Source organism: Rathayibacter tanaceti (assembly GCF_009834165.1).
Lineage (GTDB): Bacteria > Actinomycetota > Actinomycetes > Actinomycetales > Microbacteriaceae > Rathayibacter > Rathayibacter tanaceti.
In genome coordinates this window covers 1,500,975-1,518,844 of record NZ_CP047186.1, presented here as the reverse complement: position 1 = coordinate 1,518,844, position 17,870 = coordinate 1,500,975, and the positions used below count along the sequence as shown (strand labels likewise).

The following is a 17,870-nucleotide window of genomic DNA, read 5'->3' as shown; positions in this document are numbered from 1 at the left end:
GCGCGCAGCCCTTAGAGCTTGCCGGCGACGAGCTCGGCGACGTCGACGAGGCGATTGGAGTAGCCCCACTCGTTGTCGTACCAGGAGGCGACCTTGACCTGGTTGCCGATGACCTTGGTGAGGCCGGAGTCGAAGATCGACGAGTGCGGGTCGGTTACGATGTCGCTCGAGACGATCGGGTCCTCGGTGTACTTGAGGATGCCCTTGAGATCGCCCTCGGCCGCGGCCTTGTACGCCGCGTTGATCTCCTCGACGGTGGCCGGGGTGGTCAGCTCGACGGTGAGGTCGGTGATCGAGCCGGTCGGGACCGGGACGCGCAGCGCGTAGCCGTCGAGCTTGCCGACGAGCTCCGGAATGACGAGGCCGAGCGCCTTGGCGGCACCGGTCGAGGTCGGGATGATGTTGACCGCGGCGGCGCGCGCGCGACGGAGGTCGCTGTGCGGGCCGTCCTGCAGGTTCTGGTCGGCCGTGTAGGCGTGGACCGTGGTCATGAGGCCGCGCTCGATGCCGAAGTTGTCGAGCAGCACCTTGGCGAGCGGCGCAAGACAGTTCGTGGTGCAGGACGCGTTCGAGACGATGTCGTGAACCTGGGGGTCGTAGGTGCCCTCATTGACGCCGAGGACGATGGTCGCGACGTCGCTGCCCGAGGCGGGTGCCGAGACGATGACCTTCTTGGCGCCGGCGGTGATGTGCTTGCGCGCATCCTCCGACTTGGTGAAGCGGCCGGTCGACTCGATGACGACGTCGACGCCCAGCTCACCCCACGGGAGGTTCGCCGGGTCGCGCTCCTCGAGGACGATGATCGGCTTGCCGTTGACGACGATCTTGTCGCCGTCGAGCTCCACCGTCGCGTCGAGGCGTCCGGTGATGGAGTCGTACTTCAGGAGGTGCGCGAGCGCCTTGTTGTCGGTGAGGTCGTTGACCGCGACGATCTCGAGGTCGCTGCCCTTGGCGAGGGCCGCACGGAGGAAGTTACGGCCGATACGACCGAAGCCGTTGATGCCGATCTTGACGGACACAGATATCTCCTGATGAGGAAGGGCACCTCGACGGTGCAGTGGAGGGTGTTGATCGCAGTGGGCCGGCGTCAACCGGCCCGGGCGTCCCGGGCGCAGAGGCCCGGGACTCCGAGATCGCTATGACAGTAGCAGCAGGCCCGACGTCTTCTCGCGGGCCTTCTCGAAGCGCGCGGAGACGTCGGCCCAGTTCACGATGTTCCAGAACGCCTTGACGTAGTCGGCCTTCACGTTGACGTAGTCGAGGTAGAAGGCGTGCTCCCACATGTCGAGCAGCAGCACCGGCACTGTGGCCGCGGCGAGGTTGCCCTGGTGGTCGTAAAGCTGCTCGATGATGAGCTTCTCTCCGAGTGAGTCCCAGGCGAGGATCGACCAGCCGGAGCCCTGGATGCCCAGGGCCGAGGCGGTGAAGTGGGCGCGGAACTTGTCGAACGAGCCGAAGCCGTCGTCGATGGCCGCGGCGAGCTCGCCGACAGGCTTGTCGCCGCCGTCCGGCGAGAGGTTGTTCCAGAACACGGTGTGGTTCACGTGTCCGGCGAGGTTGAAGGCCAGATCCTTCTGGAGCTTGTTCACGTTCGCGAGGTTCTCGCTGTCGCGAGCCTCCTGCAGCGCGGCGAGGGCGGTGTTCGCCCCGGTCACGTACGTCGCGTGGTGCTTGTCGTGGTGGAGCTCCATGATCCGCCCACTGATGTTCGGCTCAAGGGCCGAGTAGTCGTAGGGCAGTTCGGCGAGCGTGTAGTCAGCCATGTGCGATCTCCTGTTCGTGGTCGTCGCTCCCGTGCGACCCGCCGGCGTCTCGGCGTCCTCCGCGAGGCGGAGAAAGAGGGCCGGGAGTGTCCTGAGCGACCCTTCCAGTCTAGCGAGAGGCACCCCGCGCATTCGGAGCGCTCGCGCCGTTCGACCAGGGGACACTCAGCATTCGCCGACAGGACGGGCCGGCGACTCAGGACTAGAGGTCGTGCAACTCGGCCGGTAAGTTCGCGTCGGTGCCCGGAATGTCGAGGTCGGAGGCACGCTTGTCGGCCATGGCGAGGAGGCGGCGGATGCGACCGGCGACGGCGTCCTTCGTCATCGGCGGGTCGGCGTGGTGGCCGAGTTCGTCGAGGCTCGCGTCGCGGTGGGCGAGGCGGAGGCGCCCGGCGTAGCGGAGGTGCTCGGGGATATCCTCGCCAAGGATCTCCATCGCCCGCTCCACGCGAGCGCACGCCGCGACGGCGGCCTGAGCCGACCGGCGGAGGTTGGCGTCGTCGAAGTTGACGAGACGGTTCGCGGTCGCGCGAACCTCCCGGCGCTGTCGCAGCTCCTCCCAGCTGGCGACGGTCGCGGTCGCTCCCATCAGCGTCAGCATCGCGCTGATGCTCTCGCCGTCGCGGACGACCACGCGGTGCACGCCGCGCACCTCACGCGACTTCGCTTGAATGCCGAGACGCCCCGCTGCGCCCACGATGGCCATCGCCGCCTCGTTGCCGGGGCAGACGACCTCGAGCGCTGCGGAGCGGCCGGGATCGGTCAGCGAGCCCTGCGCCAGGAACGCGCCACGCCAGACGGCGGCCAGTTCCTCGCGGGAGCCCGTGGTCAGCCGGTTGGGGAGGCCTCGGACGGGCCGGCCGCGCTGGTCGAGCAGGCCCGTCTGGCGCGCGAGCGTATCGCCGCCCTCGACGACGCGGACGAGCCAGCTCGTGGTCCGCCGGGATCCGCCGGCCGAGACGATGCTTCCCTCGCTCCGCACGCCGTAGAGCTCGGCGAGGTCACGTCGGACACGGGTCGCCAGGGGAGCCGAATCGAGCTCGACCTCGACTGCGAGGCGATGCGAGATGATGTGCAGTCCTCCGGAGAAGCGGAGGATGGTCGCCAGCTCGGCGGCACGGACGGTGTTCTTGCGCGAGACGATCGCGACCAGTTCGCCCTTGACGTCTGCGGTGAGGGCCACGGAGTCTTCCTTACGTCGGGTGCGCGGCGGAGCGCGCGGTGATCATTCTCGGCCGAGGTCGCGATGCGCCACGTTGACGACGACACCCGGGAGCTCGGCCAGCCGGGCCGCAATGCGGCCGGCCACCGCGACGGAGCGGTGCTTGCCTCCCGTGCAGCCGACGGCGATGGTCGCGTGGCGCTTGTTCTCGCGCTGGTAGCCGTCGAGCACGGGGCGCAGAGCACGAGAGTAGGAGTCGATGAACTCCTCGGCGCCCTGCTGGGCCAGCACGTAGTCTCTCACCTCTTCATCGAGACCCGTGTGCGGGCGCAGCTCCGGGATCCAGTAGGGGTTCGGCAGGAACCGCGCGTCCGCGACCATGTCGGCGTCGGTCGGCAGCCCGTACTTGAAGCCGAAGCTCATCACCGTGATCTGGAGCCCGGCCCGGCCGGCCTCCGCGAACCGCTCGGTGATGCTCGTGGCGAGCTGGTGGATGTTGAGGTCGGAGGTGTCGATCACGATGTCGGCCGACTCTCGCAACTGGGCGAGTCTGGCCCGCTCGGCCGAGATGCCGTCGAGCAGTGTCCCCCGACCCTGGAGCGGATGCGGCCGACGCACCTGCTCGAAGCGTCGGACGAGAGCTGCGTCGGTCGCCTCGAGGAACACCACCCGAAGGTCGACCCCTGCACGGAGCTCCCGGACGATCTCACCGAGGTCAGCGAAGAAGTCGCGTCCACGCACATCGACGACGGCGGCGATCTTCGGGAGGGTGTCCCCCGCGCGCTGAGCGAGGTCGACGAGCGGCCGCAGCATCTGCGGCGGCAGATTGTCGACGACGTACCAGCCGAGGTCCTCCAGCGCGTTCGCGGCCGTCGATCGGCCGGCACCGGACATCCCCGTGACGATCAGCACGTCCTGCTGCTCGCTCTCCGTGCTCATGCGCTCTCCGTGCTCGTGTCTGCTCGTGTGATCGGTGCGGGGCACCGGCCGCCTCCCCCGGAGGGCGGGCCTCCAGCCTAGGGCGTGCCCCGGACGGGCGCCCCGTCCGGATGAAGGTGCGCGTGGATCGCCGCGGCCAGGGTCGAACCGATGCCCTTGACCTCCGCGATCTCGGCGTCGCTCGCCTCGCGTAGACGCGTGACCGAGCCGAAGTGCTTGAGCAGATCGCGCACCCGCGCGGCACCGAGTCCGGAGACCTCCGCCAGCTGAGAGGAGATGTCGCGCTTGCGGCGCTGCCTCTGATGCGTGATGGCGAATCGATGCGCCTCGTCGCGGATCCGTTGGAAGAGGAACAGTGCGTCGCTGTTGCGGGGCAGGATCACGGGGAAGTCGGAGTCGGGCAGCCAGATCTCCTCGAGCCGCTTGGCGATACCGCACAGGGTGATCCCGGACACTCCTGACTCGTCGAGCGCGCGCTGGGCCGCGGCCACCTGGGGCTGACCGCCGTCGACGATCAGCAGCTGCGGCGGGTAGGAGAACCGGCGCCGCTTCGCCTCGCCCGTCTCCGGATCGATGCCCGCGGGCTCGGCCGGCTCGCGCAGGTAGGCCAGCCTGCGGGTCAGCACCTGGTGGAGCGACTCCGTGTCGTCGGACGACTCCGCGATCGAGAAGCGGCGGTACTGGTCCTTGCGAGGGAGGCCGTCCTCGAAGACCACCATCGACGCGACGATGTTCGTGCCGCTGAGGTGCGAGACGTCGTAGCACTCCATCCTCAGAGGCGCCTCTTCCATCCCGAGGGCGTCGCGGATGTCCTCCAGCGCCTGGGTGCGGGCGGTGAAGTCGGCCGAACGGCGGGTCTTGTAGAGCATGAGCGAGTGCCGGGCGTTCTGGGTCGCCGTCTCGAGCAGGGCGGCCTTGTCACCGCGTTGAGCGGCGCGCAGGCGCACGTTCGTGCCGCGGAGCCCGCTCAGCCACTGCTCGAGGGCGTCCGTGTCGTCCGGGAGCTCGGGGACGACGACCTCTCGGGGTGGGATGTCACCGGTCTCGTAAGCAGCTTGGAGTGCCGTGTCGACCAGCTCGGCGGTGCTCATGTCGAGCTCCTTGTCGACCACCCAGCCCCGCTCGCCACGGATCCGACCACCGCGGACGCGGAACTGCTGCACCGAGGCGGCGAGCTCGTCGTGGACGATGGCGTAGAGATCGACGTCGACGTTGTCCTTCAGCACGACCGCGCTCTTGGCGAGAACGGCGTCGAGGGCGGATGCCTGATCGCGCAGCTTCGCGGCCCGCTCGTACTGGAAGTCGGCCGCTGCCTCGCGCATCTCCTTCTCGAGCTCGCCGATCATCCGCCGGTCGTGACTGCCCATGAAGGCGACGAAGCGGTCGACCATCTCGCGATGCTCGGCGAAGGTGACGCGGTGCGAGCACGGCCCGCCGCAACGACCGATCTGGGAGGCGAAGCAGGGCTTGCCGCTCTGCATCGCGCGCTTGTAGTTCGAGTCGTTGCAGGTCCGTATGGGGAAGGCCTTGATCATCAGGTCGATGGTCTCGTGGATGGCCCAGATCTTGGGGTAGGGCCCGAAGTAGCGGGCCTTACGGATCTTGGCGTTGCGGGTGACCATCACCCGCGGTGCCTCGTCCCCCAGGGTCACCGCCATATAGGGATACGACTTGTCGTCTCGGAACTTGACGTTGAAGGGAGGATCGAACTCGTTGATCCAGGTGAACTCGAGCTGGAGCGCTTCCACGTCGGTGCCGACGACGGTCCACTCGACGCCCGAGGCGGACGTGACCATCCTCCGGGTGCGCTCGTGCAAGCTCGGCAGCGGAGCGAAGTAGTTGCTCAGGCGGGCGCGGAGGTTCTTGGCCTTGCCCACATAGAGCACCCTGCCCCGGGAGTCCCTGAAGCGGTACACCCCGGGGAGTGTAGGGATCTCGCCCGGCTTCGGCCGGAAGTCGACTGTCTGGGTCATTCCTCGCGCTCGTCCGTCGCCACGCTCAGCCGAGGATCTCGGCCAGGAACATGCCCGTGTGGCTCCCCTCGACCTTGGCCACATGCTCGGGTGTGCCGACCGCGACCACCTGGCCGCCGCCCGCGCCACCCTCGGGGCCCATGTCGATCAGCCAGTCCGCCGACTTGATCACGTCGAGGTTGTGCTCGATGGTGATCACGGTGTTGCCCTTGTCGACCAAGCCGTTGAGCACGAGAAGGAGCTTCCGGACGTCCTCGAAGTGCAGGCCCGTCGTCGGCTCGTCGAGCACGTAGACGCTGCGGCCGTTGGAGCGACGCTGCAGCTCGGTGGCGAGCTTGACCCGCTGCGCCTCGCCTCCGGAGAGCGTGGTCGCGCTCTGTCCCAAGCGGACGTAGCCGAGGCCGACATCGACGAGGGTCTTGAGGAAGCGGTGGATCGCGGTGATCGGCTCGAAGAACCCTGCGGCCTCGGCGATCGGCATGTCAAGGACCTCCGCGATGCTCTTGCCCTTGTAGTGGACGGACAGCGTGTCCCGGTTGTAGCGCGCTCCGCCGCAAACCTCGCACGAGACGTAGACGTCGGGCAGGAAGTTCATCTCGATCTTGATCGTGCCGTCTCCCGAGCAGGCCTCGCAGCGACCACCCTTCACGTTAAAGCTGAACCGGCCAGGGAGGTAGCCGCGCGCCTTCGCCTCCGTCGTCTCGGCGAAGAGATTGCGGATGCGATCGAAGACGCCCGTGTAGGTGGCGGGGTTCGAGCGCGGAGTGCGGCCGATCGGGTTCTGGTCGACGTGCACGACCTTGTCGAGGTTCTCGAGCCCGGTGACGCGGGTGTGCTTGCCCGGCACCTTGCGCGCACCGTTGAGCTGGTTGGCCAGCACCCGGTAGAGGATGTCATTGACGAGCGTGCTCTTGCCCGAACCCGACACGCCGGTGACCGCGACGAAGGTGCCCAACGGGAACTCGGCATCGACCTTGCGAAGGTTGTTGGCGTTCGCGCCGACGACCTTGATCATGCGCCTGCGGTCGATCTTGCGACGCTTCTTCGGAACCTCTATCGCCCTCCGGCCCGAGACGTAGTCCCCCGTCAGGGAGTGCGTGTTCTCGAGCAGGGACTCGTAGGAGCCTGAGTGGACGACCGTGCCGCCGTTGACTCCGGCTCCCGGGCCGATGTCGACGATCCAGTCGGCGGTGCGGATGGTGTCCTCGTCGTGCTCGACCACGATCAGCGTGTTGCCGAGATCGCGCAGCTTGATCAGGGTGTCGATCAGTCGACGGTTGTCTCGTTGATGCAGGCCGATGCTGGGCTCGTCGAGGACGTAGAGCACGCCCGTCAGGCCTGAGCCGATCTGGGTCGCGAGGCGGATGCGCTGTGCCTCACCGCCCGACAGGGAGGCCGCGGCGCGAGAGAGGTTGAGGTAGTTGAGGCCGACCTCGATGAGGAAGTCGATGCGGGCGCGGATCTCGCGGAGGACCTGAGCGGCGATGTGGGCCTCGCGGTCGGTCAGCTCGAGTCGGCTCATGAACTCCTGGGCGTCACCGAGGCTTAGGTCGGCGACGTCGGCGATGCTGGCACCGTGCACGAGAACGGCGAGGACCTCGGGCTTGAGGCGCGAGCCCTTGCAGACCGGGCAGGGCACTTCGCGGAGGAACTCGGACCAGCGGGTGCGCTGGACGTCGGTCTCGGCCTGGACGAACTGGCGCTCGATGTAGGGGACGACGCCCTCGAAACCCGAGGTATAGCTCATCTCTCGGCCGTAGCGGTTCTTCCACTTGACCTTGACCTCGAAGTTGTCCCCGTGCAGGACCGCCTGCTGCACCTCGGTGCTGAGGCGTTTCCACGGGGTGGACAGTGAGAACCCGAGATCGCGCGCCAAGCCGTCGAGAAGCTTCTCGTAGTACTGGAAGAGGCCCTTGCCCTGCGTCGTCCACGGGATGATGACGCCCTCGGCGATGCTGAGATCGGGGTCGCCCAGGAGCAGCTCGTCGTCGACGGACATGCGCGTCCCGAGACCGGAGCACTCGGGACACGCTCCGAACGGCGCGTTGAAGGAGAAGGTGCGCGGCTCGATCTCGGTGAGGGAGATCGGGTGGTTGTTGGGGCAGGAGAGCTTCTCGGAGTAGGTGGTCCACGCGCCGTCGCCCTCGCCGTCGACGAAGTTGATCTGCACGATCCCGTCGGTGAGGCGCAGGGCGGTCTCGAGAGAGTCGGTCAGGCGGCCGAGGATGTCGGGCCCCGCGACGAGGCGGTCGACGACGACCGAGATGTCGTGCTTGAACTGCTTCTTGAGGGTCGGTGGCTCGCTCAGCTGGATGAGCTTCCCGTCGACCAGCGCGCGCGAGTAGCCGCCGGCTGTCAGCTCCTTGAAGAGGTCGACGAACTCGCCCTTCTTCTGGGAGACGACGGGGCTGAGGATCTGGTACCGGGTGCCGGACTCGAGCTCCATCAGCTGGTCGGCGATCTGCTGGACGGTCTGCGCCGAGATCCGCTCGCTGCAGATCGGGCAGTGCGGCACGCCGATGCGCGCCCAGAGCAGCCGCATGTAGTCGAAGATCTCGGTGATCGTGCCGACCGTCGAGCGCGGGTTGCGGTTCGTCGACTTCTGGTCGATCGACACCGCGGGGCTGAGTCCCTCGATGAAATCGACATCGGGCCGGTCCACCTGTCCCAGGAACTGCCGGGCGTAGGCCGAGAGGGACTCGACGTACCGGCGCTGGCCCTCCGCGAAGATCGTGTCGAAGGCGAGGGACGACTTGCCCGAGCCCGACAGACCGGTGAACACGACCATCGAATCACGCGGAATCTCGAGGTCGACGTTCTGCAGATTGTGTACTCGGGCGCCGCTCACCACCAGCTTCGAGACGGACTCGTCGAGCGAGGACACGAAGCGGTGGAGCGAGGGGGACGGGGTGGAGGAGGGGTCCGTAACGGCGTTCAGGATCGACACTCCGAAAGTGTAAGCGGAGCCACCGACATCGCCCGCGACGTTCGCTGGACGCTGATCCCGAGGCCTCTCGTCTGGAGAATCACGAGAGGTGACCCGCCTTCTCCATCTGCCTCAGCTCGCGCTTGAGCTCCTGGACCTCGTCGCGCAGACGCGCGGCCAACTCGAACTTGAGCTCGCCCGCAGCCTGCAGCATCTGGCCGTTGAGGTCGGCGATGATCTCCTCGAGATCGTTGCCTCCGTTGGCCGCGAGGCCCTGTCGGCGGAGGTTCGGCGTCGGGCTCTTCTTCGTGGAGTCGCGGCCGGCCAGAAGCTTCGCGGTGTCGGCTCCCTCACGCGCGAGCGCGTCGGTGATGTCGGCGATCTTCTTGCGCAGCGGTGTGGGATCGATGCCGTGCTCAAGGTTGTAGGCGACCTGCTTCTCGCGCCGGCGATCGGTCTCGTCGATGGCGAGGCGCATCGAGTCGGTGATCTTGTCGGCGTACATGTGCACCTCACCCGAGACGTTGCGGGCCGCTCGCCCGATCGTCTGAATGAGCGAGGTGGACGAGCGGAGGAAGCCCTCCTTGTCGGCGTCGAGGATCGCGACGAGCGAGACCTCTGGCAGGTCGAGGCCCTCTCGCAGCAGGTTGATGCCGACGAGGACGTCGTACACCCCGGCGCGCAACTCCGAGAGGAGCTCGACCCGGCGGAGCGTGTCGACATCGGAGTGGAGGTAGCGGACGCGCACGCCGGCCTCGGTGAGGAAGTCGGTGAGCTCCTCCGCCATCCGCTTGGTCAGCGTCGTGACGAGCACGCGCTCATCGCGCTCGGTGCGCCGCGTGATCTCCTCGAGGAGATCATCGATCTGGCCCTTGGTCGGCTTCACGACGATCTCGGGGTCGATGAGACCCGTCGGGCGGATGATCTGCTCGACGATCCCGTCGGCGATCCCCATCTCGTAGCGGCCGGGCGTGGCCGAGAGGTAGACGGTCTGCCCGACACGGGTCTTGAACTCCTCCCACTTCAGCGGGCGGTTGTCCATCGCCGAGGGCAGGCGGAAGCCGTGCTCGACGAGCGTGCGCTTCCGAGAGGCGTCACCCTCGTACATCGCGCCGATCTGTGGCACCGTGACGTGCGACTCGTCGATGACGACGAGGAAGTCGTCCGGGAAGTAGTCGAGCAGGCAGTGCGGCGCCTCGCCCGATTCACGGCCGTCGATGTGCCGCGAATAGTTCTCGATGCCGGAGCAGAAGCCGATCTGCTGCATCATCTCGAGGTCGAACGTCGTGCGCATCCTCAGCCGCTGCGCCTCGAGGAGCTTGTTCTGCTTCTCGAGGTCGGCCAGCCGCACCTCGAGCTCCTGCTGGATGGTGTCGATCGCGCGGTGCATGACGTCCTGGCTGGCGACGTAGTGCGAGCCGGGGAACACGGACACGGAGTCGAGCTTGCGCACGATGTCGCCGGTGAGCGGGTGCAGCGTGTAGAGCGCCTCGATCTCGTCGCCGAACATCTCGATCCGGATCGCGAGCTCCTCGTACATCGGGATGATCTCGATCGTGTCGCCCCGCACCCGGAAGGTGCCGCGGGCGAAGTCGACGTCGTTGCGGGCGTACTGCATCGAGACGAACTTGCGGATCAACCGGTCGCGATCGACTCGCTGGCCGACCTGGAGCGCCACCATCGCTTCGAGGTACTGCTCGGGCTGACCGAGGCCGTAGATGCAGGAGACGGTGGACACGACGATCACATCGCGACGGCTCAGGAGCGAGTTGGTGGTGGAGTGTCGGAGCCGTTCGACCTCGGCGTTGACCGAGCTGTCCTTCTCGATGAAGGTGTCGGTCTGGGGCACGTAGGCCTCAGGCTGGTAGTAGTCGTAGTACGAGACGAAGTACTCGACAGCGTTGTTCGGGAAGAGCTCGCGGAACTCGTTGGCGAGCTGAGCGGCGAGCGTCTTGTTGTGGGCCAGCACGAGCGTCGGGCGTTGCACCGCCTCGACGAGCCAGGCGGTGGTCGCCGATTTGCCGGTTCCGGTGGCGCCGAGGAGGACGACGTCGGTCTCTCCGGCGTTGATCCGGGCGCTCAGGTCGGCGATCGCCGCCGGCTGGTCACCGCTCGGCTTGTACTCGCTGACGACCTCGAACGGGTGCACGGCACGGGTTGGCTCCATGGTTCGAAGCGTAGCCGCGACCACCGACACGAGAGCTCTGGTGCGCTTCCGGCGAACGGACTCCTGCCCCCGACGTCTCGAACCGCTCGAGCGGCAGGGATCCCGTCACCCGTCGACCGGGTACAGCGAGGCAAGCGCTCCCGTGCACGGACGCCCTGCGGATCGCACGGGGTCAGCGTGCGAGGTTCGCCCAGAGCGCGTCCGTCCGCGCGAGCGTCTCCTCGAGGGTTCCGGAGGAATCGATCACGACGTCGGCGAGGGCCAGCCGCTCCTCATCGCTCGCCTGCGACGAGATCCGGGCGCGCGCCTCCTCCTCCGTCATGCCGCGCAGAGCGACCAGGCGCTCGACGCGGACCTCCTGCGGGGCGTGCACCACGACGACCTCGTCGAACTCCCCTGCGCCTCGACCCTCGGCGAGAAGGGGGACGTCGTAGACCACGACGGCGTCAGGATCCGCCGTGGACGCCTCCGCGAACAGGCGCTGCGAGCGGAGAGTCACCGCCGGGTGGGTGATCGCATTCAGGTCGGCTCGAGCAGCCTCATCCGAGAACACGATCGCCCCGAGCGCCGCACGGTCGAGAGATCCGTCGGAGCGGATCACGGAGGGTCCGAAGCGCTGGGCTATGGCCGCCAGTGCGGGCTCACCCGGCTCGACGACCTCTCGGGCGAGCCGGTCGGCGTCGACCACCACGGCCCCGCGCTCGGCGAGTCGACGGGCGACGGTGGATTTGCCCGAAGCGATGCCTCCGGTGAGCGCGACGAGATGCACTGGACCAGCCTAGCCACTGCTCCGGAGACGCCGAACGGCCGGCCCCGAGGGGACCGGCCGTTCGATGCGTGGTGCTCGCAATCAGTTGCTCGAGGAGAGCTTCTCGCGGAGTGCGGCGAGCGACTCGTCGTCGGCGAGAGTGCCTCCGGTGGTCGACTCGCCGGTGAACCCGGCACCGACCGAGACGCCCTCGGAGACGGTGGCCGCTTCCTCCTGCGACTTGGCGACCTGCGCCTTGTGGGCCTCCCAGCGAGCCTGAGCCGAGGCGTACTCGAGCTCCCAGGCCTCGCGCTGGGTCTCGAAGCCCTCGCGCCACTCGTTGGTCTCGGGGTCGAAGCCCTCGGGGTACTTGTAGTTCCCCTGCTCGTCGTACTCGGTCGCCATGCCGTAGAGCGCGGGATCGAACTCCGTGCCCTCCGGGTCGACGCCCTCGTTCGCCTGCTTGAGCGAGAGGGAGATACGGCGACGATCGAGATCGATGTCGATGACCTTGACGAACACCTCTTCACCGACCGACACGACCTGCTCGGCGAGCTCGACGTGCTTGCCTGACAGCTCGGAGATGTGGACGAGGCCCTCGATGCCGTCCGCGACGCGGACGAACGCACCGAACGGGACCAGCTTCGTGACCTTGCCCGGCGCGACCTGACCGATCGCGTGGGTGCGGGCGAAGACCTGCCACGGGTCCTCCTGGGTCGCCTTGAGCGAGAGCGACACGCGCTCGCGGTCGAGGTCGACCTCGAGGATCTCGACGGTGACCTCCTGGCCCACCTCGACGACCTCGGAGGCGTGCTCGATGTGCTTCCACGACAGCTCGGAGACGTGCACGAGACCGTCGACGCCGCCCAGGTCGACGAACGCACCGAAGTTGACGATGGAGGACACGACGCCCTTGCGGACCTGACCCTTGTGCAGGTTGTTCAGGAACGTGGTGCGGCTCTCGGACTGCGTCTGCTCGAGGAGCGCGCGACGCGACAGGACCACGTTGTTGCGGTTCTTGTCGAGCTCGAGGATCTTCGCCTCGATCTCCTGGCCGAGGTACGGCGTGAGGTCGCGCACGCGTCGCAGCTCGATGAGCGAGGCCGGGAGGAAGCCGCGCAGGCCGATGTCGACGATGAGACCCCCCTTGACAACCTCGATGACCGAGCCGGTGACGACACCGTCGGACTCCTTGATCTTCTCGACGTCGCCCCAGGCGCGCTCGTACTGGGCGCGCTTCTTCGAGAGGATCAGACGACCCTCCTTGTCCTCCTTCTGCAGGACGAGGGCTTCGACGCTGTCGCCCACGTTGACGACCTCCGACGGGTCGACGTCGTGCTTGATGGAGAGCTCGCGCGAGGGGATGACACCCTCGGTCTTGTACCCGACGTCGAGGAGGACCTCGTCGCGGTCGATCTTCACGACGGTGCCTTCGATGAGGTCTCCGTCGTTGAAGAACTTCAGTGTCTTTTCGACCGCGGCAAGAAAGTCTTCAGCAGACCCGATGTCGTTGATCGCGACCTGCTTGGTTGCCTTGTCGGTCGTTGCGGTTGTCATTAAGGGATGCTCCAGGATGGATGGGTCTCGGGCTGCGGGCACCGGCCGGCCTGTCGGCTCAGCGGAGTGGTGACCACTGCGATGGTGAGGAGGGTGACTCCGGCCCGGAGGCGACGATCGGCACGACCGGCGGGCCGGCCCTCCTCGCGCGCCGCAGGCACGGCGACGCCACAGATGTGACACCCCAGCGTAGCCGGACCGGGAGGCGGGTGGCAATCTCCGGCGGTGGTCGGTCCTCAGCCGGCGAGGCTCGTGCGCAGCGTGTCGAGGCCGACTCCGCCGAGATCGAGTGCGCGCTTGTGGAACGCGGCGAGTGAGAAGGCGGCACCCTCTCGGGCCTCGGCCTCGTCGCGCAGCTGCTCCCAGATCCGCTGACCGATCTTGTAGGACGGCGCCTGACCCGGCCAGCCGAGGTAGCGGTTCACCTCAAAACGCACGAACGCGTCATCCATGTTCACGTTCCCGCGGAGGAATTCGAGCGCGGACTCGGCGGTCCACGCCGTTCCGGAGCCGGGCATCGGCTTCTGCAGGTGCACGCCGATGTCGAGGACGACGCGGGCGGCGCGCATCCGCTGGCCGTCGAGCATCCCGAGCCGGTCGGCCGGATCGTCGAGGTAGCCGAACTGTTCCATCAAGCGCTCGGCGTAGAGCGCCCAGCCCTCGGCGTGGCCCGAGGTCCCCGCCAGTTGACGGCGCCAGGTGTTGAGCCGCGCACGGTTGTGGACGGCCTGCCCGATCTGCAGGTGATGGCCGGGTACTCCCTCGTGATAGACCGTGGTCAGCTCCCGCCAGGTCGCGAACTCGGTCACACCGGTCGGCACGGACCACCACATCCGGCCGGGCCTGGAGAAGTCGTCGCTCGGGCCGGTGTAGTAGATGCCGCCCTCGTGGGTGGGTGCGATCCGGCACTCGAGACGGCGCACCTCCTCCGGAATGTCGAACGCCGTGCCGGCGAGTTCGCGGACGGAGCGGTCACTCGTCTCCTGCATCCAGCGCTGCAGGGCCTCGACGCCGTGCAGCGTGCGCGCCGGATCGGTGTCGAGGTGGGCGATGGCCTCGGCCACGGAAGCGCCAGGCAGGATCTCGCGGGCGATCGCCTCCTGCTCGGCGGTCATCCGGGCGAGCTCCTCGATCCCCCACTCGTACGTCTCGTCGAGGTCGACGACGGCACCGAGGAACCGACGGGAGTGCAGGGCGTACATCTCCCGGCCGACGGCGTCCTGCTCGGTGGCCGCGGGGGCGAGCTCATTCTGGAGGAACTGCGCGAGCCCGCCGTAGGCGGCGGAGGCGCGGCGTGCGGCGTCCTCGAGTCGCTGCGCGAGCGAGGCGGGCAGCGAACCGGCGGCAGGCGCGGCCTCGGCGGCCAGCTCGGCGAAGAAGCCGCGCGGGGCGGCGATCTTCTCGGCCTGCTCGGCCACGAGCGCCACCTGCCGGCGCGCCGGCACCACTCCAGTGCGGATGCCTTCGCGGAGGGTCTCGGCGTAGCCCGCCACAGCGGCAGGCAGAGCGAGGAGGCGCTCGGCGACCGCCTCCCAGTCGGCGACGTCGTCGGTCGGCATCAGATCGAAGACGTCGCGCAGCTCCTGAGCGGGCGAGGCGATGACGTTGATGTCGCGCAGTGCCAAGCCGGCGTCGTGCGCCTCAAGCGAGAGCCGCAGCCCGGCGCCCAGATCGGCGACGGTGACGACATCGACGTCGTCGAGCGGCTGGGTGCGCTCGAGCTCGGCGAGAGCAGCGGCTGTCGCGGCGCGGACCCGTTCGAGGCCGTCGGGCGAGTAGTCGCCCAACCGGCCGTTCGCCTCTGAGCGGCCGATCGCGGTGCCGAGGGTCGGGTCGAGATCGACCAGCGTGTCGACCCAGCGCTCGGCGACGCGATCGACGGCGGAGGGCTCGCGGGGAATGTCGGTGCTCATGCCTCAGAGCCTAGCCAGGCGCTCCTACGTCCTCCGGCTCAGTGCGCTGCGACGTCCCAGTCCGCTCCGTGACCGACCTGGACCTCGAGCGGCACGCTCAGATCGGCGGCGCCCGCCATCCGTGCGCGCACGATCTCCTCGAGAACCGACTCCTCGCCGGGAGCAACGTCGAAGATGAGCTCGTCGTGCACCTGGAGCAGCATCCGCGAGCCCAGCTCGCGCTGCTGGAGATCGGACTGCACGCCGATCATCGCGCGCTTCATGATGTCGGCCGCCGAGCCCTGGATGGGCGAGTTGAGAGCGGCTCGCTCCGCGTTGTCGCGGAGGACGCGGTTCGTGCTCTGGAGGTCGGGGAAGGGTCGACGGCGTCCAAAGATGGTCTCGGTGTAGCCGGTCTCACGAGCCTGCTCGACCACGCTGCGGAGGTAGTCGCGGACGGCGCCGAAGCGGACGAAGTAGTCGGTCATCAGCTGTTTCGCCTCGGCGCTCGAGATCCGGAGCTGCTTCGAGAGGCCGAACGCGCTCAGACCGTAGGCGAGGCCGTAGGACATCGCCTTGACCTTGTTGCGCATGGCCGAGGTGACGTCGCCCGGCTCGACACCGAAGATGCGGGCACCGACGAAGCGGTGCAGGTCCTCGCCGCTCTGGAACGCTTCGATCAATCCGGCATCGCGCGACAGATGCGCCATGATCCGCATCTCGATCTGCGAGTAGTCGGCCGTGAGCAGAGTGCTCGCCTCGGCGCTGTGCACGAAAGCGGTGCGGATGCGACGACCCACGTCGCTGCGGACCGGGATGTTCTGGAGGTTCGGGTCGTTCGACGAGATGCGGCCCGTGGCCGTGCCGGTCTGGTCGTAGCTGGTGTGGATCCGGCGGTCGGCGGTGACCGACTTCTCGAGCGTCTCGATGATCTGCTTGAGCTTCGTCGCGTCGCGGTGCTCGAGCAGCAGGCCGAGGTAGGGCTGGGAGTGCGACTCTTGCAGATCGGCGAGGGCGGAGGCGTCGGTCGTGTAGCCGGTCTTTGTCGCGCGGGTCCGAGGCATGTCGAGTTCACCGAACAGCACCTGCTGGAGCTGCTTGGGCGAGCCGAGGTTCATCTCATGCCCGATCTCGGCGAAGGCCCGACTCGCGAGCTCGGCGGCGGTGAGCGTCAGCTCGCCGCGGAGGCGTGCGAGGACCTCGGCGTCGATCGCGACCCCCGTGAGCTCCATCGTCGCGAGGACCTGCACGATCGGCAGCTCGATGTCGACCAGCACCGACAGCATCCCCTCGCCGAGCCGCTCCGTGAGCGCGCCCACGAGCCGGTACGCGTACCAGGCCTCGGTGGCCGGACCCATCGGCTCGACCGCGGGGACGAGCTGGTCCGGGTCTCCCTGAGCCATGGTTTCGTCGAGGTGTTGCGCGACCTGCGCGGCCAGGGTCGCCGGGTGCCCGGAAGGCTGCAGCAGCCAGGAGGCGACCCGGGTGTCGAAGGCCAGGCCCGCGACCGGCAGTCCCGCCCGGCGGAGCGCCTTGATCTGCGGCTTGGCGTCGGCGAAGTACTTGGGCGCGCGGCCCGCAAGCCACTCCTCGAGTGCGGTGTAGTCAGGCCGCTCGGCCGCCCAGGGCACGAAGGCGGTCTCCCTCTCGACGGCGAGGCCCACTCCCTCGAGTCCATCCGCCCCCAGCTGCACCTGCACGGCGACGGGCGCCGTTCCCTGCGCGGACACCCGGTCGAGCCAGTGCGCGAGCTCCTCGTCGACCAGCGTGCGCACCGCGGGGGCGGTCGTCGTCACGACGTCGCCGGCGAGAGCGGCGGCTGCGCCGTCGACGCCCTCCTCGGCGGCGATGGTGAGCACCCGCTCCTGCAGGGTCTTGAACTCGAGGCGGCTGAAGATCTCGCGGACGGCTTCGGGATCGATGGGGCGGCGAGCGAGGTCGACGGGGCCCAGCGGCAGCTCGACATCGGTGATGAGGCGGTTGAGCCGGCGGTTGCGGAGGGCGTTCTCCTTCTGCTCGCGCAGCTTCTCGCCGACGACACCCTTGATCTCGTTCGCGTGCGCGATGATGTCGGCAACCGTGCCGTATTGGTTCACCCACTTCGCCGCAGTCTTCGGACCGACCTTGTCGACTCCGGGCAGGTTGTCGCTCGTCTCGCCGACGAGCGCGGCGATCTCGGGGTACTGATGCGGTTCGACGCCGTACTTCTCGAACACCTTGTCGCGGTCGTAGCGCGTGAGCTGCGAGACGCCCTGCGTGGAGGGGTAGAGCAACGTGACCTCGGGGGTGACCAGCTGGATGGTGTCGCGGTCGCCCGAGACGACGAGCACGCGGAAGCCGGCCTCGGCCCCCTGACGGGCGAGGGTGGCGAGGATGTCGTCGGCCTCGAAGTCCTCCTTCGAGACGGTGCGGATGTTCATCGCGTGCAGCGCCTCCTCGAGGAGGGGGACCTGGCCCTTGAACTCGGGCGGGGTCTCGCCGCGGGTGCCCTTGTACTCGGGGTACTCGCGGGTGCGGAACGAGTACCGCGAGATGTCGAACGCGACGCCGAGGTGGGTGGGCTTCTCGTTCTTCAGCAGCAGAATCAGCATCGACAGGAAGCCGTGGATGGCGTTCGTGTGCTGGCCGTCGCGGGTCTGGAAGCTGTCGACCGGGAGCGCATAGAAGGCCCGGAACGCCAAGGAATGGCCGTCGACGAGCAGGAGGGTAGGCTGTTCCGGATCTGACACACGGCCAGACTACA

The 17,870-nt window shown here is 68.1% G+C and carries 11 protein-coding genes; all 11 read right to left on the bottom strand.

Annotation, left to right across the window (positions count from 1 at the left end; translation table 11 throughout):
* Positions 1 to 11: 11 nt before the first annotated feature.
* The 11 genes from gap to polA all read right to left on the bottom strand — a co-directional run bounded on the left by gap (position 12) and on the right by polA (position 17,856).
* Complete coding sequence (gene gap / locus GSU10_RS07145) at positions 12 to 1,019, bottom strand: type I glyceraldehyde-3-phosphate dehydrogenase (protein WP_068207959.1); 1,008 nt, start codon at positions 1,017 to 1,019, stop codon at positions 12 to 14.
* 117 nt (positions 1,020 to 1,136) lie between these two features.
* Positions 1,137 to 1,763, bottom strand: coding sequence for a superoxide dismutase (locus GSU10_RS07140; protein WP_132504343.1), 627 nt, complete (start codon positions 1,761 to 1,763; stop codon positions 1,137 to 1,139).
* A gap of 202 nt (positions 1,764 to 1,965) precedes the next feature.
* The gene (gene whiA, locus GSU10_RS07135) at positions 1,966 to 2,946 is read right to left on the bottom strand and encodes a DNA-binding protein WhiA (protein ID WP_132504345.1); all 981 of its coding nucleotides are present in this window, start codon (positions 2,944 to 2,946) and stop codon (positions 1,966 to 1,968) included.
* Positions 2,947 to 2,988: 42 nt separating this feature from the next.
* Positions 2,989 to 3,864, bottom strand: coding sequence for an RNase adapter RapZ (gene rapZ / locus GSU10_RS07130; RefSeq protein WP_068207884.1), 876 nt, complete (start codon positions 3,862 to 3,864; stop codon positions 2,989 to 2,991).
* 77 nt (positions 3,865 to 3,941) lie between these two features.
* Complete coding sequence (gene uvrC, locus GSU10_RS07125) at positions 3,942 to 5,837, bottom strand: excinuclease ABC subunit UvrC (protein WP_068207887.1); 1,896 nt, start codon at positions 5,835 to 5,837, stop codon at positions 3,942 to 3,944.
* A 25-nt stretch (positions 5,838 to 5,862) separates the two neighbouring features.
* Positions 5,863 to 8,721: an excinuclease ABC subunit UvrA gene (gene uvrA / locus GSU10_RS07120; RefSeq protein WP_068207937.1), complete on the bottom strand. Its 2,859-nt coding sequence runs from the start codon at positions 8,719 to 8,721 to the stop codon at positions 5,863 to 5,865.
* A 142-nt stretch (positions 8,722 to 8,863) separates the two neighbouring features.
* The gene (uvrB, locus tag GSU10_RS07115; protein WP_068207890.1) at positions 8,864 to 10,930 is read right to left on the bottom strand and encodes an excinuclease ABC subunit UvrB; all 2,067 of its coding nucleotides are present in this window, start codon (positions 10,928 to 10,930) and stop codon (positions 8,864 to 8,866) included.
* 172 nt (positions 10,931 to 11,102) lie between these two features.
* Positions 11,103 to 11,699, bottom strand: a complete 597-nt coding sequence (gene coaE, locus GSU10_RS07110; RefSeq protein ID WP_068207893.1) for a dephospho-CoA kinase — start codon at positions 11,697 to 11,699, stop codon at positions 11,103 to 11,105.
* Between the two features lie 81 nt (positions 11,700 to 11,780).
* Entirely contained in the window at positions 11,781 to 13,235 is a 1,455-nt protein-coding gene (gene rpsA, locus GSU10_RS07105; protein ID WP_132504347.1) for a 30S ribosomal protein S1, read from the bottom strand.
* 236 nt (positions 13,236 to 13,471) lie between these two features.
* Positions 13,472 to 15,148 carry a DUF885 domain-containing protein gene (locus GSU10_RS07100; RefSeq protein ID WP_068207896.1) on the bottom strand — a complete coding sequence of 559 codons (1,677 nt, stop codon included), beginning with the start codon at positions 15,146 to 15,148 and terminating at the stop codon, positions 13,472 to 13,474.
* 38 nt (positions 15,149 to 15,186) lie between these two features.
* Positions 15,187 to 17,856: a DNA polymerase I gene (gene polA, locus GSU10_RS07095; RefSeq protein WP_132504349.1), complete on the bottom strand. Its 2,670-nt coding sequence runs from the start codon at positions 17,854 to 17,856 to the stop codon at positions 15,187 to 15,189.
* Positions 17,857 to 17,870: the final 14 nt, after the last annotated feature.

What these genes read in the sequence shown, in the direction of transcription:
- GSU10_RS07140 (WP_132504343.1), bottom strand. Translation starts at nt 1,763, where the DNA reads ATGGCTGACTACACGCTCGCCGAACTGCCCTACGACTACTCGGCCCTT.
- rapZ (WP_068207884.1), bottom strand. Translation starts at nt 3,864, where the DNA reads ATGAGCACGGAGAGCGAGCAGCAGGACGTGCTGATCGTCACGGGGATG.
- uvrC (WP_068207887.1), bottom strand. Translation starts at nt 5,837, where the DNA reads ATGACCCAGACAGTCGACTTCCGGCCGAAGCCGGGCGAGATCCCTACA.
- uvrB (WP_068207890.1), bottom strand. Translation starts at nt 10,930, where the DNA reads ATGGAGCCAACCCGTGCCGTGCACCCGTTCGAGGTCGTCAGCGAGTAC.
- rpsA (WP_132504347.1), bottom strand. Translation starts at nt 13,235, where the DNA reads ATGACAACCGCAACGACCGACAAGGCAACCAAGCAGGTCGCGATCAAC.
- GSU10_RS07100 (WP_068207896.1), bottom strand. Translation starts at nt 15,148, where the DNA reads ATGAGCACCGACATTCCCCGCGAGCCCTCCGCCGTCGATCGCGTCGCC.